The 12,923-nt window shown below is 58.8% G+C and carries 18 protein-coding genes; 8 read left to right on the top strand and 10 right to left on the bottom strand.

Features of this window, described 5'->3' with window-relative positions; genetic code table 11:
- Nucleotides 1-158 precede the first annotated feature (158 nt).
- On the bottom strand, nucleotides 159-1,406 hold the full coding sequence (locus tag ACEW8J_RS05195) for a DUF418 domain-containing protein (RefSeq protein WP_373490579.1): 1,248 nt from the start codon (nucleotides 1,404-1,406) through the stop codon (nucleotides 159-161).
- 138 nt (nucleotides 1,407-1,544) lie between these two features.
- The gene (locus ACEW8J_RS05200) at nucleotides 1,545-2,219 is read right to left on the bottom strand and encodes a nitroreductase family protein (protein ID WP_373490580.1); all 675 of its coding nucleotides are present in this window, start codon (nucleotides 2,217-2,219) and stop codon (nucleotides 1,545-1,547) included.
- Between the two features lie 144 nt (nucleotides 2,220-2,363).
- Here ACEW8J_RS05200 and ACEW8J_RS05205 point away from each other — a divergent pair, with 144 nt between their 5' ends.
- Nucleotides 2,364-3,167 (top strand): Coq4 family protein, encoded by an 804-nt coding sequence (locus ACEW8J_RS05205; RefSeq protein ID WP_373490581.1) that lies wholly within the window; start codon nucleotides 2,364-2,366, stop codon nucleotides 3,165-3,167.
- Between the two features lie 86 nt (nucleotides 3,168-3,253).
- On the opposite strand, the gene ACEW8J_RS05210 is transcribed toward ACEW8J_RS05205, so the two are convergent.
- Genes ACEW8J_RS05210 through purL form a run of 4 tightly spaced genes read right to left on the bottom strand, consistent with a single transcriptional unit; the run spans nucleotide 3,254 to nucleotide 6,481 of the window.
- Nucleotides 3,254-3,661 (bottom strand): hypothetical protein, encoded by a 408-nt coding sequence (locus ACEW8J_RS05210; RefSeq protein WP_373490582.1) that lies wholly within the window; start codon nucleotides 3,659-3,661, stop codon nucleotides 3,254-3,256.
- The gene (locus tag ACEW8J_RS05215) at nucleotides 3,658-4,026 is read right to left on the bottom strand and encodes a VapC toxin family PIN domain ribonuclease (RefSeq protein ID WP_373490583.1); all 369 of its coding nucleotides are present in this window, start codon (nucleotides 4,024-4,026) and stop codon (nucleotides 3,658-3,660) included. Before ACEW8J_RS05215 ends, ACEW8J_RS05210 begins: the two co-directional genes overlap by 4 nt.
- Nucleotides 4,023-4,235, bottom strand: coding sequence for a type II toxin-antitoxin system VapB family antitoxin (locus ACEW8J_RS05220; RefSeq protein WP_373490584.1), 213 nt, complete (start codon nucleotides 4,233-4,235; stop codon nucleotides 4,023-4,025). Before ACEW8J_RS05220 ends, ACEW8J_RS05215 begins: the two co-directional genes overlap by 4 nt.
- A 38-nt stretch (nucleotides 4,236-4,273) precedes the next feature.
- Entirely contained in the window at nucleotides 4,274-6,481 is a 2,208-nt protein-coding gene (gene purL, locus ACEW8J_RS05225; RefSeq protein ID WP_373490585.1) for a phosphoribosylformylglycinamidine synthase subunit PurL, read from the bottom strand.
- A gap of 169 nt (nucleotides 6,482-6,650) precedes the next feature.
- Between purL and ACEW8J_RS05230 the strand changes: the two genes are divergently transcribed.
- Both ACEW8J_RS05230 and ACEW8J_RS05235 read left to right on the top strand, forming a co-directional pair.
- On the top strand, nucleotides 6,651-7,253 hold the full coding sequence (locus tag ACEW8J_RS05230) for a 2-hydroxychromene-2-carboxylate isomerase (RefSeq protein ID WP_373490586.1): 603 nt from the start codon (nucleotides 6,651-6,653) through the stop codon (nucleotides 7,251-7,253).
- The gene (locus ACEW8J_RS05235; RefSeq protein ID WP_373490587.1) at nucleotides 7,250-7,429 is read left to right on the top strand and encodes a DUF1289 domain-containing protein; all 180 of its coding nucleotides are present in this window, start codon (nucleotides 7,250-7,252) and stop codon (nucleotides 7,427-7,429) included. The genes ACEW8J_RS05230 and ACEW8J_RS05235 overlap by 4 nt, the downstream gene beginning before the upstream one ends.
- A 25-nt stretch (nucleotides 7,430-7,454) precedes the next feature.
- On the opposite strand, the gene ACEW8J_RS05240 is transcribed toward ACEW8J_RS05235, so the two are convergent.
- Both ACEW8J_RS05240 and ACEW8J_RS05245 read right to left on the bottom strand, forming a co-directional pair.
- Nucleotides 7,455-7,862, bottom strand: coding sequence for a DUF2177 family protein (locus ACEW8J_RS05240; protein ID WP_373490588.1), 408 nt, complete (start codon nucleotides 7,860-7,862; stop codon nucleotides 7,455-7,457).
- 14 nt (nucleotides 7,863-7,876) lie between these two features.
- On the bottom strand, nucleotides 7,877-8,536 hold the full coding sequence (locus ACEW8J_RS05245; protein ID WP_373490589.1) for a hypothetical protein: 660 nt from the start codon (nucleotides 8,534-8,536) through the stop codon (nucleotides 7,877-7,879).
- Between the two features lie 101 nt (nucleotides 8,537-8,637).
- Here ACEW8J_RS05245 and ACEW8J_RS05250 point away from each other — a divergent pair, with 101 nt between their 5' ends.
- The 5 genes from ACEW8J_RS05250 (at nucleotide 8,638) to queA (ending at nucleotide 12,076) form a co-directional block, all read left to right on the top strand.
- Nucleotides 8,638-8,886 (top strand): exodeoxyribonuclease VII small subunit, encoded by a 249-nt coding sequence (locus ACEW8J_RS05250; protein ID WP_373490590.1) that lies wholly within the window; start codon nucleotides 8,638-8,640, stop codon nucleotides 8,884-8,886.
- Nucleotides 8,887-8,926: 40 nt separating this feature from the next.
- Nucleotides 8,927-9,793, top strand: coding sequence for a polyprenyl synthetase family protein (locus ACEW8J_RS05255; RefSeq protein WP_373490595.1), 867 nt, complete (start codon nucleotides 8,927-8,929; stop codon nucleotides 9,791-9,793).
- 15 nt (nucleotides 9,794-9,808) lie between these two features.
- Entirely contained in the window at nucleotides 9,809-10,312 is a 504-nt protein-coding gene (coaD, locus tag ACEW8J_RS05260; RefSeq protein ID WP_373490591.1) for a pantetheine-phosphate adenylyltransferase, read from the top strand.
- A gap of 79 nt (nucleotides 10,313-10,391) precedes the next feature.
- Complete coding sequence (locus tag ACEW8J_RS05265; protein ID WP_373490592.1) at nucleotides 10,392-11,042, top strand: peptidylprolyl isomerase; 651 nt, start codon at nucleotides 10,392-10,394, stop codon at nucleotides 11,040-11,042.
- A gap of 8 nt (nucleotides 11,043-11,050) precedes the next feature.
- The gene (gene queA, locus ACEW8J_RS05270; RefSeq protein ID WP_373490593.1) at nucleotides 11,051-12,076 is read left to right on the top strand and encodes a tRNA preQ1(34) S-adenosylmethionine ribosyltransferase-isomerase QueA; all 1,026 of its coding nucleotides are present in this window, start codon (nucleotides 11,051-11,053) and stop codon (nucleotides 12,074-12,076) included.
- Here queA and ACEW8J_RS05275 read toward each other — a convergent pair.
- On the bottom strand, nucleotides 12,046-12,696 hold the full coding sequence (locus ACEW8J_RS05275; protein ID WP_373490594.1) for an NAD(P)H-dependent oxidoreductase: 651 nt from the start codon (nucleotides 12,694-12,696) through the stop codon (nucleotides 12,046-12,048). The two genes, queA and ACEW8J_RS05275, sit on opposite strands and share 31 nt — an antisense overlap.
- A 77-nt stretch (nucleotides 12,697-12,773) precedes the next feature.
- The coding region (locus ACEW8J_RS05280) for a DUF2282 domain-containing protein (protein WP_373490596.1) at nucleotides 12,774-12,923 on the bottom strand (150 nt) is incomplete at its 5' end.

The following is a 12,923-nucleotide window of genomic DNA, read 5'->3' on the forward strand; positions in this document are numbered from 1 at the left end:
AGACCTGCGATGGCCGGTCGGCCCCGCTGCGAACGGCGGCTCTCAGGTCTTTTTCCTTGATCGCATTACAGACGCAAACAACCATTTCCGTTCCTCTCGGCGATTCGTATATCGCTATTGAGAATAGATCGCAATAGCAAAGCGACTCTCGAGTGCAATTATTTTGTGACCGTCATTTTCTGAATTCGTCCCCGCGCCAAACTCCGCCACAACCATTCCAGCGGTCCGTAGCGAAAGCGGTCCAGCCAGGGTTTCGACCAGAACAGCATGAGCGCCCAGACACCGAGAACGATGAGGTAAAGCTCGGCGCGGCCGATGGTGCCATATAGTCCCAGCCCCCAGCCGTAGAAGAGGAAGGTCATCAACAGGCTGGTGGCGAGATAATTGCTGAAGGCGGCCCGGCCGACCGCAGCGACCCGCTGCATCCAGGCGGATCTGGCGCATTTTTGGATCAGTCCGACCAGCAAGGCGGCATAGCCCAGTGTCATCAGCATTTGCGATGGCCAGTTCCACGCATAATGGGCGTTTATCATCAGCAGCATGTTGAAATCCTGATGGATCAAGCCGATCGCAATCGGGGTCAGGATCAGTGCGCCGATCCCGGTTAATCGCAGGCCCCAGCGGCGATAGTCGTCCGCGCTCCATGCTCCGGTCAGGAATCCGTTCTTGTACAGCGCCATGCCAACCATCATCAGCGGCAGGGTTTCGGCCAGATTATAGGCCAGAAGTACGAGCGGCTGGAAAAGATCATTCTCGATCTTGGCCATGAAGATCGGCAGGAATCCGGACTGGTGCAGCGCGATCTCCGCGGCAATGACAGTGGCCCCGGGATCAAAATCGGCTGTGGCCTGACGCAGGCTCTCGATTGCGTCGGCACCGGCCCCGGGCAGGCTCGCCTGATATTGCAGATAGAGCAGGCCGCCGAACATGAAGGAATAGCCGACAAAACCGATCGTGAAGATCAGCAGCGCACGCCGGAACAGGTCTTCAGCCGACAGATGTTTGAGAGAATATGCGATGCAGCCGACCGCAGCATAGAGGAACAGGATGTCACCGAACCACAGGAGAAAGAAATGGGCGAGGCCGAACAGCGCCAGCCAGGTCATGCGCGAAAAGTGAATTTTGGCAGGATTGTCGCCATTCCCTTCGGCCCGTTCGACGATCAGCATCATGCTTGCCCCGAACAGGATCGTGAACAGGCCGCGCATCTTGCCATCGACGAACACGTAGGACAGCGCCCAGACGATGATATCGGGCAGATCGGTGCCGCCATAGACCGCCGGGCTGACATAGGCCATTTCCGGCATCGAAAAACCGATGATATTCATCAGCAGGATGCCCATCACCGCAAAGCCGCGCAGGGCGTCGAGTTCGAGATAGCGTGGGGTGGCCGCAGCTACGCTCATGTCAGATCCGTTCATCCTGAGCCTGTCGATGGACCTTGGCCAGCCGAATCCGCCGCAGCTGGCTATGCTTCGACAAGCTCAGCAGGAACGGCGATTCTGCGGACCCGGCGGGACCGCAAAAGTGGTGATCAGGGTGATTCACAGCCAGCTGGCGATCTGCTCGAGCGGCTTCTTGACCGTTGCGTGGACCGGAACCGTGGCGTCGGCGGCGGGCTTGCCGACCACCAATATCATCATGGGTTTTTCATGGACCGGACGTTCGCACAGAATGTTGAGGAATTTCATCGGATTGGGCGTGTGAGTGAGCGTAGCCAGGCCGGCATCATGCAGCGCGGTGATCAGTATGCCGGTGGCGATGCCGACGCTTTCGCTGACATAATAATTCTGTTTCATCTCGCCGGGGTTCAAGCCGCCCTTACGCTGGCCGAAAATGACAATCAGATAAGGCGCGGTCTCGAGAAACGGCTTGCTGGCATCGGTGCCCAGTGGTTCGAGCGCCGCCAGCCATTCTTCGCTGCCCTTGTTCGCGTAGAAGGCCTGTTCCTCCGCTTCAGCAGCGACGCGGAGCGCCTTTTTCTTTTCCGGTGTCTCGATGACGGCGAAATGCCAGGGCTGGTGATTGGCGCCGTTGGGCGCGGTCCCAGCCGACAGAATGGCGTTTTCGATCACCGCACGGGGAACCGGCGCATCCGAGAAGTCGCGGCAGGTCCTGCGGCGTCTGATCGCCTCGTAAAAGGCGCGGGAGCGGGCAATGCGCTCTGCGTCGGAATAGTCCGGCAGAGTGCTATAGGGGCGGGTGGCATGGGACTGCAAATTACCGTCTCCCGTTTTCAAAGTTTGTCAAAGTTGGGGCCAATGAAGCCTTATGGCTGGCCAAGTTGAATAGCGAATCCGACCGCTGTAGGAAAGCATCCATTCCATATTGACATTGATGTTAGTAGCCGACATATAGGCCTTATGAAAATAGATCATGACTTCACCGCACCGGGTGATTCGCAAACCCCGTTCATCCACCCCGAGCGACCTGCATCGCGCTTTCGGCCGCTGAAAGCGCTGCATCATTTTCGCGAGCTGATCAAGGACAAGGAAGATACGGAACAGGTTTTCCATATCTTTGAATCCTTGCCCCGACCGGGCTTTCGCCGGGATGCCAGGGCGTTTGTCGAAAGCGCCAAGGGCAAGGCGCTGCTGGCAAGCGAAGCCGAGCTGGCACCCCTGCTCGACGATCATGATCGCCTGCGCCAGATGCCCGAGGGCAGCCTCGCCCATGCCTATTGCGACTTCATGGAGAAAGAAGGTCTGAGCGCAGCCGGACTGATTGCCGAATATGACCGGTTCAGCCCGCGCAAATATGGCGATCTGATCGAATGGTATGGCTTTCGGCAGCGCGACACCCATGATCTGCTGCACGTGCTGACCGGCTACGGCCGCGATGCGCTGGGCGAAGCCTGCGTGCTGGCATTCACTTATGGCCAGAACCCGTCGCTGGGGAATGTCTTCATTGCCTATGCAGCCGGCCTGAACATGAAGAAACAGATCAAGAGCGATGCGCCGATATTCACGGCCATCCGCGAAGCCCAGAAAATGGGCAAGGCCTGTCCGCGGATCATCGAGGAATCGATCATCGAACTGCTCGCCCAGCCGCTGGACGCCTTGCGCGAACGGCTGCACATCCGGACGCCGCATTTTTATCATGAAGCCCACACAAGGTTCCGGGCCCGCAATATCGATCCCTATGACATGCTGGCGCAGGCCGCATGAGTTCCTGCTAGCAGCTCTGCAACGTTCAGAAGTGCGCTTATTGTCTTGAGGTGTCCTTCGACAGGCTCAGGACAAACGGTTGGGTTTCACCGCAATTCCTGGCGGATCTCCAGTTGGAGACCTGACCAGATTTCGTCTACCGCGCAGGCATTGATATCGACATAGCCCATCGGCAGGGCAATGTCGCGAATGATGTCTTCGGTGATATCAGTTTCCGTTCCGGAAGCTCTTTTCGGCCAGCTGACCCAGACCTGGCCAGCCGAATCGATGAGGTCGCGCAATATGGCTAGCTGCTTTTCCATTCGGGTTCGATCTGTTTCGAAAATATGAGCCGAGTGCAGGCCGGGCGTGGGAACCTTTTCTTCGGAGAGCGTCAGGCCGGAAGCCTCGATTGCCGTACGGACGCTGTCGGGCATATCGGCAAACCAGACGCGCATCCCGTCCTTGAGAGAGAGCTTTTCGGTGAGCGGAGTAGAGGAAGAACCTTTGGTCATGGTTGATAGGCAATATCAAGTCGCTGCGCCTGTTCCAACAAATTTCGATCCCGGGCCGGTAAGCGACCGTTTTCGACCATGCGCGCAGCTACCAGCAAATACGCATCAACATAGCCGATTCCGGTTCCGGCCAGCCCGGCCCATGCGATAAAGGTTGTCACTTCCGCCGAATCGGCCACCGGTGCCCGTTGCAGATCCGCCAGCACCTGCCGGACGATATCATGACCGGGCAATCCGCCAAGCAGCAATTCACCGCAAACAAAAGGATGGAGGAGCCTGCGGACCGACTGCACCGGCGGGCTGTCCAGCAATGTATCAATCCCACGGAAATGGTCGACCCATGTCGATGTGTCGATGATAATCATTGCCGGATTATTCGGAATTGACGAAACGTGGCGGTCGGCGGCGTTTCAAGATCCGGCAGGCTCCCCTTCAGCTTGGCCAGCCACTTTTCGGCACCGTTGGCCACGAACTGTTCGAGCGCCATACGCAGGATCGTCGCGCGTTCGCTGATACCGGTATAGTCCATCGCCCGGTCCATCAGTTCATCATCGATGGTAACCGTTGTTCTCATGACATCTTTCATCGCATCAATTGATGCGATTTAAAACATCAGCCCTCCATCCAGTCGCGGAAGAAGCTTTCATGGGCATCGCGCAGGTCGGACACCGCAATCGGATTACCGTTGAGGACAAGCTGATCGCCCTTGACCCGGCCGATTTTTTCGAATGGCACTTTCTCGCGATCCAGATCCTCTTCATTGCGATAGGTGATGACATAGCGGCCCTGCGCCTCGCTGAAGGCAAAGGCGCTAGTCATCGGGTCGATTTCGGCACCCAGATTTCCGGCCAGGGCCATTTCCGCCAGGGCGACGGCAAGGCCACCATCGCTGATATCGTGAACGGCGGTGACCTTGCCGTCGGCGATCAATTCGCGGATGACGCGTCCGGCCCACTCTTCATCCTTGAGGTCGACCTTGGGCGGCGGACCATCCGTGCGACCGTGGATTTCGCGGAGCCAGGTTGACTGGCCCAGCTCTTCAAAGTGGAATCCGACGGTGGCAATGAAATCGCCCTCATTCTTGAAGGCGATGGTCATCATCTTGTCGAGATCATCGATCAGTCCCACGGCACCGATCGCCGGGGTGGGCAGGATCGCGTGGCTGATGCCGTCGGCTCCGGTGGTTTCGTTGTAGAGGCTGACATTGCCGGATACGATCGGCATGTCGAGCGCCAGACAGGCTTCGGCCATGCCTTCGATGCAGCCGACAAATTGCGCCATGATATGGGGCTTTTCGGGATTGCCGAAATTCATGCAATCGGTCGTCGCCAGGGGTTTCGCCCCGACCGCACACAGGTTGCGATAGGCTTCGGCAATCGCCTGCTTGCCGCCTTCATAGGGGTCGGCCTTGCAATAGCGCGGCGTGCAGTCGGTGGTGATGGCGAGACCCTTGTTGGTGCCGTGCACCCGGACCACGGCAGCGTCGCCGCCGGAGCGCTGGGCGGTGTCGGCACCGACCTGGCTGTCATATTGTTCCCAGATCCAGCGGCGCGAGGCGAGCGCTGGAGAGGCCATCATCTTCAGCAAATCGGCACCAATATCGGAGTTTTCGGGAATATCACCGAGCGGCTGGACATTGACATGCGCGGCATATTCCTCGCGGGTCAGGTGCGGGCGGTCATAGAGTGGCGCGTCGTCGGCGAGCGGGCCAAGCGGAATATCGCAGACAGTTTCACCCTTGTGGGTCAGCACCATCCGGCGGCTGTCGGTGACCTCGCCGATCACCGCGAAATCCAGCTCCCATTTGGTGAAGATCGCTTCGGCCATTTCCTCGCGACCCGGCTTGAGGACCATCAGCATGCGTTCCTGCGATTCGCTGAGCATCATCTCGTAGGCGGTCATGCCGGTTTCGCGGCAGGGCACCTTGTCCATGTCGAGAATGATGCCGACTTCGCCGTTGGTTGCCATTTCGACGCTGGAACTGGTCAGCCCTGCGGCGCCCATGTCCTGGATCGCGACGATCGCGTCGCTGGCCATCAGCTCGAGACAGGCCTCGATCAGCAGTTTCTCGGTGAACGGATCGCCGACCTGCACGGTCGGGCGTTTCTCGTCGCTGTCATCGTCGAATTCGGCGCTCGCCATGGTCGCGCCATGGATGCCGTCGCGGCCGGTCTTGGAGCCGACATAGACGATCGGATTGCCAACGCCGGACGCTGCCGAGTAGAAAATCTTGTCGGAGTCAGCCACGCCGACGGTCATTGCATTGACGATGATATTGCCGTCATAGGCCGGATCGAAATTGGTCTCGCCGCCGACCGTGGGCACGCCGACGCAATTGCCATAGCCGCCGATGCCGGCGACCACCCCCTTGACCAGATGCTTCATCTTGGGATGGTCGGGCCGTCCGAAGCGCAGCGCGTTGAGGTTGGCGACCGGGCGCGCGCCCATCGTGAAGACGTCGCGGAGGATGCCGCCGACCCCGGTCGCCGCACCCTGATAGGGCTCGATATAGGACGGATGGTTATGGCTCTCCATCTTGAAGATTGCCGCCTGGCCGTCTCCGATATCGATAACGCCGGCATTTTCGCCGGGGCCGCAGATCACCTGCGGGCCGGTTGTCGGAAGCTTCTTTAGATGCAGGCGTGAGGACTTGTAGGAACAATGTTCGGACCACATGACCGAGAAAATCCCGAGCTCGGTCATATTCGGCTCGCGGCCCAGCGCGTTCAAGATGCGCTGATATTCCTCCGCATTGAGGCCGTGCTCGCGCACGGTTTCGGTGGAGATCCGGGGCTCTGCAATCAGCGTGTCTGTGGTCATGCATCGCCTTTAACGACCTGCACCAATTTCGACTAGAGGGAATTGATGTTTCTGCTGGCTCGACTATGGTTCTGCATTGTTCGCCTGCGGTGGCAGGGGTGGGCGCACCAGAGATTCTGTCTGGACGCAAGGGTGGGAGCTAAATTCCTGCCTTCGCAGGAGTATGAATATGACCAAGACGATTGAACTGATTTTCGATTTCGTGAGTCCGAATGCCTATCTGATCTGGTCACCGCTCAAGGCGCTGGCGGAAAAATATGGCGCGGCCATTGAAATCACCCCGGCCTTTCTCGGCGGCATGCACAAGCTGACCGGCAATGCGCCGCCGTTCATCCGCGATGCGGATGTGAAAGGCAAGAATGCTTATGCGATGCTCGAGATGAACCGGTTCATCAAAAGGCACGGCCTCACCCAGTTCAAGATGAACCCGCATTTTCCGTTCAATACGGTCACCCTGCAGCGGATGCTGATTGCCTTGCCACCGGAACAGCGCGCCGGTTTCGTTGAAACGCTTTTGCCCGCGATCTGGGAACAGGGCCTGGACGTGACCGATGCCGAAACGCTCGGCAAAATCTTGCAGGATGGCGGCTATGATGCGAAGGCACTGATGGCGAAGACACAGGAGCCGGCGGTCAAGCAGGCGTTGATCGACAATAGCGAACAAGCGGTCGAGCGCGGCGCCTTTGGCATTCCGACGATATATGTCGATGGTGAAATATATTTCGGCAAAGAGCGGCTGGGGCAGATCGAGGAGCAGCTGGCGACGTCATGAAATCGCCCTGCAACGATATTTGCACCATCGATCGTACGAGCAGCCTGTGCGTGGGATGCGCTCGGACATTGCCGGAAATTGGCGAATGGGCATCGGCCAGCGACGCAAGGAAGAAAGCGATTCTGGCGCTTCTGCCGGCGCGAATCGCGGCGCTGGGGACGAAATTCCGCCGATGAGATTCAGGTGGTTGGCGGAACCATTCTATGCCTTCACGAACCTGAGTACCAGATAGGCGGTCAAGGCCGCGGTGACCCCGGTGGCAAAGCTGCCCCAGGCAATGTCGTACAGGCTGATCTTCGTCGACCAGACTTTGAGCACTGCCTGACTGGTCAGGTCATAGGTGGCATAGGCAATGCCCCCGAACAAGGCGCCGTTGAGCAGTGCTGTTGTCCACTGGCCGCTGGCCAGCGCCGGCTTGATGCCAAACCAGACGATGCCGAACAGATAGATGGCATAGAAGATCATCGCGGGGGCCTTGCGAAATTCGTCGGCCATGATCTCGCCGATCACGGGCCGGTATAAGGATTCCGCCATATTGCTGAGCCAGAGATAGTCGAGAATACCAAAGACGAGGGCGGCGATGAAATAGGCGGCGATATATTGGGTCATATTCGATCCTGTCTTCAAGACTGTTTCAGTGCCCGTGTACGTCCGACCCACCATGCGGCCAGGGCGGCGACCGAGAAGGCGAACAGGCCGGTCAGCTTCATTGCCATATCCGCGGACTGCGGCTCTGGCCCGAACCAGTTGATCGATTGCAGCGCCAATAGCAATACGGCCAAAAGGCCCAGCGCATATTTGGACTGGCGGGTAATCGCCCTGGTGCGGATCGCGTAAAAAGCCAGCGCGCCGAAGGTGATGCCGAGCTCCAGCGGCATTTCGATCATCGGATGGTTCCACAGACCAAAGCCCAGTTTCGGCGGGGAGCCGGCCAGAGTCAGATCCGGCGCGTGGACCAGAAGGTCGAGGAACCAGTGCGACAGGACCACGGCGCCGCCGATCAACGCGCCGGTCCGGTTGCGCGTGAACGACCAGATCAACAGCGCAAAAGCTGCGGCCCAGGCTGCACTGCCGAGCAGGCTGTGGGTGTAGGGCATATGATAGAGATCGAGCGGCACCATTTTGGTGATTCCGGGCGTGATGCGAAAATTTTCCACGCCGATCAGCGCGAGACCGAAAAATCCGAAATCGAGCAACTGTCCGGCTACGAACAGGGTGCCCAGTCCCGGTGCCCGGGGATGGACCGCCGCTACCATCGCAGGCGCAAAATGACCGATGAACATGTTTTTTTCCCCGCCCTTTTATGTTCCGTTACACAGGAAGTTGGCGTTAGTGAAGTCCAAGCCCTTGACCGCGACCGAAAGCCTCGTCATTGCATTTCGCCATGAGCGAAACCCAAGAAGACCTCACAACGCTGAATTTCGAGGATGCGCTGAAGCGCCTCGAGGACATCGTCCGCAAGCTGGAAAGCGGCGATGTACCGCTGGACCAGTCGATCGAGCTGTATAGCGAGGGCGAAAAATTGCGCGGCCTGTGCCAGCAACGGCTGGAGGCCGCGAAGGCCAAGATCGAGAAAATCACCCTCGATCGCGACGGCAAGCCGCAAGCCACTGTTCCGTTTGACGCGGACTGAACCATTGGCGGCCAACAATAATTCAGATCTTTTTCGGGAGATGGGGCGGGTCGCCACCGCAGTCGATCGACAGTTCGACCAGCTATTGCAGGTCCCCAATGATGCCCGCAGCGAATTATACGAGGCGATGCGCCATGCTGCCATCGGCGGCGGCAAGCGACTGAGACCCTTGCTGGTGATGGCGACGGCCGGCTTGTTCAATGTCGATGAATCCTGCGCGATCAGGGCGGCGACAGCGGTCGAGGCGCTGCATGTCTATTCGCTGATCCATGACGATCTCCCCTGTATGGATGACGATGACATGCGCCGGGGCAAGCCGACCACGCATATTGCCTTTGGCGAAGCGACTGCGGTGCTCGCCGGCGACGCGCTCCATGCCATGGCCTTTGGATTGCTGGCTGACGACCGCACCCATCATGATCCGTTCGTGCGCGTCGAGATGACCGCCTGTCTCGCCAAAGCCGCTGGACCGGCGGGCATGGCGGGAGGACAGATGATGGATCTGGTGGCGGAAAATTCTACCTTTGACTTGCAGACGGTGACCCGGCTGCAGCAGCTGAAAACCGGCGCGTTGATCGCAGCCTGCGTGGAAATCGGTGCGATTCTGGGCCGGGTGGCCGAGGAAGGTCGCACCAGCCTGCGCGGCTATGCGCATGATCTGGGCCTCGCGTTCCAGATCGCCGATGACATTCTGGACGTCGAAGGCGACGAGGAAAAAGCAGGCAAGGCGCTGCAAAAGGACGCGGTGGCCGGCAAGGAGACTTTTCTGAGCCTGATGGGCCTGGACCGGGCAAAAGGACAGGCGCAGATGCTGGCGAATCAGGCCAAATCGCATCTGAGCGGCTATGGCGCAGAAGCCGATTTGCTGCGCGCCATCGCCGAATATACAATCGAAAGAGACCGCTAGGCGGGGGAGCAAGACATGAGAATCGGCGTTTATCCGGGGACCTTTGACCCCATTACCCAGGGGCATATGGATATTATCAAGCGCGGCATGCGTCTGGTCGACAAGCTGGTGATCGGCGTGACCACCAATCCTTCCAAATCGCCGATGTTTTCGGACGAGGAACGTCTGGAAATGGTGCGCCGGGAAACCGCCGATCTGGGCGATGGCGTCGAAGTGGTCGGCTTTAACATGCTGCTGATGAAATTTGCCGAAAAGCAAAAGGCCGGCGTGATTGTTCGCGGCTTGCGGGCGGTCGCCGACTTTGAATATGAATATCAGATGGCGGGCATGAACCAGCAGCTCAACGGCGACATCGAAACGGTTTTCCTGATGGCCGATGTGTCGCTGCAGCCGATTGCCTCGCGTCTGGTCAAGGAGATTGCCATGTTCGGCGGCGAGATCCACAAGTTCGTGACACCGCTGGTAGCGGATGAAATTACCGCACGGGTTCAGAAGATTGGCCTGAAGGGCGATCAATAGCCATCACCAGCAATTCATTGCAGTGAAAGGTAGAATCGTCCAAAGGCTATTCCATTCCCTGAAGCCAAACGAGTAAGCCATGCTGCGCAAATTTTTCCTGACCTTCTCTGCCCTGTTCCTGACCTCCTTTGCCGCGCAGGCGCAAGAGGCCGAGGTACAGACGCCGGCGCCGGCATCGGTGCCGGCTGAAGAAAATATCCTGCATCTCGATCTGTCCACCGGCGGCCGGGTAACCATCCAGCTGTTCGCCGATCGTGCCCCCAATCATGTCGAACGGATCAAGACGCTGACACGGCGCGGCTTCTATGATGGCCTGATCTTTCACCGCGTGATCGAAGGATTCATGGCGCAGACCGGTGATCCCACCGGCACCGGAACCGGCGGCTCGGACCTGCCCGACCTGAAAGCGGAATTTGGCAAATTTCCGCATGTACGCGGAGTGGTATCAATGGCGCGTTCCCAAAGCGAAGACAGCGCCAATAGCCAGTTTTTCATCGTCTTCTATCCGCGCTTTTCGCTCGACGGCAATTATTCGGCATTCGGCCGGGTCACGTCCGGCATGGAATATGTCGACAATATTACCCGCGGCGAACCGCCGCTCAATCCCAGTCGGATATTGCAGGCATCGATCGCCGCTGACAACAAGCCGCCGGTTTTGCCGGGGGCCCAACCACGCCAGAGCGAAGCGCCGATTACCGTGGATGACCTGAACGCGCCAATCAATCCCTAGTCCGGCCGGTGCGCGTTGATCTTTTCGATTTTGCGCTACCGCCGGAGTGTATCGCGCTACGGCCAGCCGCTCCCCGTGACAGCGCCAGGCTGCTGAAAGTCGATGGCGATCGGATCTCCGACCATATCGTCAGCGACCTGCCGCAGCTGCTCGGGCCAAAGGATATATTGGTGTTCAACGACACCAAGGTCATTCCGGCGCAGCTCAGCGGGAAGCGCGGCGATGCCAATATCGGGGCAACGCTGCACAAACGGGTTGACCTGCGGCGCTGGCAGGCTTTCATTCGCAACGCGAAGCGCCTGCGGGTCGGCGAAATCGTCGATTTCGGGATGGATGTATCGGCCGAGGCCGAAGCGAAACTTGCGGATGGCAGTTTTGTTCTGCACTTTCTCGGCGAGGAACCGGTGGAGCTTTTGATTGAACGCGCGGGCACCATGCCCTTGCCTCCTTATATAGCCAGCAAACGGGCCATCGATGAACGCGATGCAGCCGACTATCAGACGATGTTTGCCCGGGAAAAGGGCGCGGTGGCGGCACCGACAGCGGCGCTGCATTTTACCGATGACCTTTTGGCCGCGCTGGCGGCGGCGGGCGTGGATAGTGAAACACTGACCCTGCATGTCGGGGCAGGGACCTTTCTGCCGGTCAAGGTCGATGAAACCGACGACCACCGGATGCACAGCGAATGGGGACGGATCGAAGCGGAAACTGCCGACCGCCTGAATGCAGCGCGAAAGGCAGGCGGCCGCATCATCGCGGTCGGCACCACCAGCCTGCGCCTGCTGGAAAGCGCCACAGGGGAAGACGGCATCATCCGACCGTTCGAAGGCGATACCGATATTTTCATCACGCCCGGCTATAAATTTCGGGCGATCGACGGCCTGATGACCAATTTCCACCTGCCCAAATCGACCCTGTTCATGCTGGTCAGCGCGCTGATGGGGCTGGAGACGATGCAGGCGGCTTATGCGCATGCGATTGCCGGGGGTTACCGGTTTTACAGCTATGGCGATTCGTCCCTGCTTTTGCCGTAGGCGAGGAAATTCGCGAGATGGCTTTGCCGGGGCTTTCGTTTCAGCCCGACCGCGCTGTTCGCCGCCCTGGCGACCCTCGCTTGCCATTTCGGCCAGTTTTTTTCCGCGCTGCCCTTGCGAACCGGCGCAAAAATATGGAAGCGTGCGGGATCGAAACCGCAGAACTGCAGTATCTGTTTTCGCCAGCGGTGCTTGATGGAATTGTGATAAGCGAATCGGAGGAAGATGCCCGGCGTGTCCATGGTGACTAGCGCATCGGCCGAACGACCTTCCATCAGCTTGTCCCACCAATCGTCATGCTCGTGATAGCGAAAGGTGAAATGCGGCAGCAACAGGCGGTCGACAAAGCCTTTCACCAGAGCCGGTTCGCCACCCCACCACATCGGAAAGGCGATCACCAGATGATCGCATCCGTCGAGCAAGCGGGCTGCGCGTTCCAGATCGGCTTCCCATTTCTGTGGTCGGGCATAGCCTTGGTGCAAAACCGGGTCGAAGGCCATGTCACGCAATATCAGCCGGTCTATATCCGCACCGGCTGGGCAGTTGGCGGCATAATGATCAATCAATGCGGTGGTTAATCGATCGCTGTCGGGATGTCCATCGATCAGCAGATAGCGCATATCATTTCCTCTTTCTGGCCAAAATAAAAAAGGCGGCTCCGTCGAACCGCCCCTTTCAAGATCATTCTGCCACTGGCTCAGCCTTTCGCAGGAGCCGCTGCCGGTGGTACCGGCGGGTCATTGTCGGCCACTTCGGTGAGCGATCCGCCTATGGCTTCGCATTCGCCAACGTCGGTATATTTCCAGGCATTGCCCTGATAGTCGAGCAGTGACGTACCGGCGCAGCT

Source organism: Parasphingorhabdus sp. (assembly GCF_041748495.1).
In the GTDB taxonomy this organism is placed as follows: domain Bacteria; phylum Pseudomonadota; class Alphaproteobacteria; order Sphingomonadales; family Sphingomonadaceae; genus Parasphingorhabdus.

Coding starts and splice junctions, on each gene's coding strand:
- ACEW8J_RS05195 (WP_373490579.1), bottom strand. CDS start 1,406: ATGAGCGTAGCTGCGGCCACCCCACGCTATCTCGAACTCGACGCCCTG.
- ACEW8J_RS05205 (WP_373490581.1), top strand. CDS start 2,364: ATGAAAATAGATCATGACTTCACCGCACCGGGTGATTCGCAAACCCCG.
- ACEW8J_RS05210 (WP_373490582.1), bottom strand. CDS start 3,661: ATGACCAAAGGTTCTTCCTCTACTCCGCTCACCGAAAAGCTCTCTCTC.
- ACEW8J_RS05215 (WP_373490583.1), bottom strand. CDS start 4,026: ATGATTATCATCGACACATCGACATGGGTCGACCATTTCCGTGGGATT.
- ACEW8J_RS05220 (WP_373490584.1), bottom strand. CDS start 4,235: ATGAGAACAACGGTTACCATCGATGATGAACTGATGGACCGGGCGATG.
- purL (WP_373490585.1), bottom strand. CDS start 6,481: ATGACCACAGACACGCTGATTGCAGAGCCCCGGATCTCCACCGAAACC.
- ACEW8J_RS05230 (WP_373490586.1), top strand. CDS start 6,651: ATGACCAAGACGATTGAACTGATTTTCGATTTCGTGAGTCCGAATGCC.
- ACEW8J_RS05235 (WP_373490587.1), top strand. CDS start 7,250: ATGAAATCGCCCTGCAACGATATTTGCACCATCGATCGTACGAGCAGC.
- ACEW8J_RS05240 (WP_373490588.1), bottom strand. CDS start 7,862: ATGACCCAATATATCGCCGCCTATTTCATCGCCGCCCTCGTCTTTGGT.
- ACEW8J_RS05245 (WP_373490589.1), bottom strand. CDS start 8,536: ATGTTCATCGGTCATTTTGCGCCTGCGATGGTAGCGGCGGTCCATCCC.
- ACEW8J_RS05250 (WP_373490590.1), top strand. CDS start 8,638: ATGAGCGAAACCCAAGAAGACCTCACAACGCTGAATTTCGAGGATGCG.
- ACEW8J_RS05255 (WP_373490595.1), top strand. CDS start 8,927: ATGGGGCGGGTCGCCACCGCAGTCGATCGACAGTTCGACCAGCTATTG.
- coaD (WP_373490591.1), top strand. CDS start 9,809: ATGAGAATCGGCGTTTATCCGGGGACCTTTGACCCCATTACCCAGGGG.
- ACEW8J_RS05265 (WP_373490592.1), top strand. CDS start 10,392: ATGCTGCGCAAATTTTTCCTGACCTTCTCTGCCCTGTTCCTGACCTCC.
- ACEW8J_RS05275 (WP_373490594.1), bottom strand. CDS start 12,696: ATGCGCTATCTGCTGATCGATGGACATCCCGACAGCGATCGATTAACC.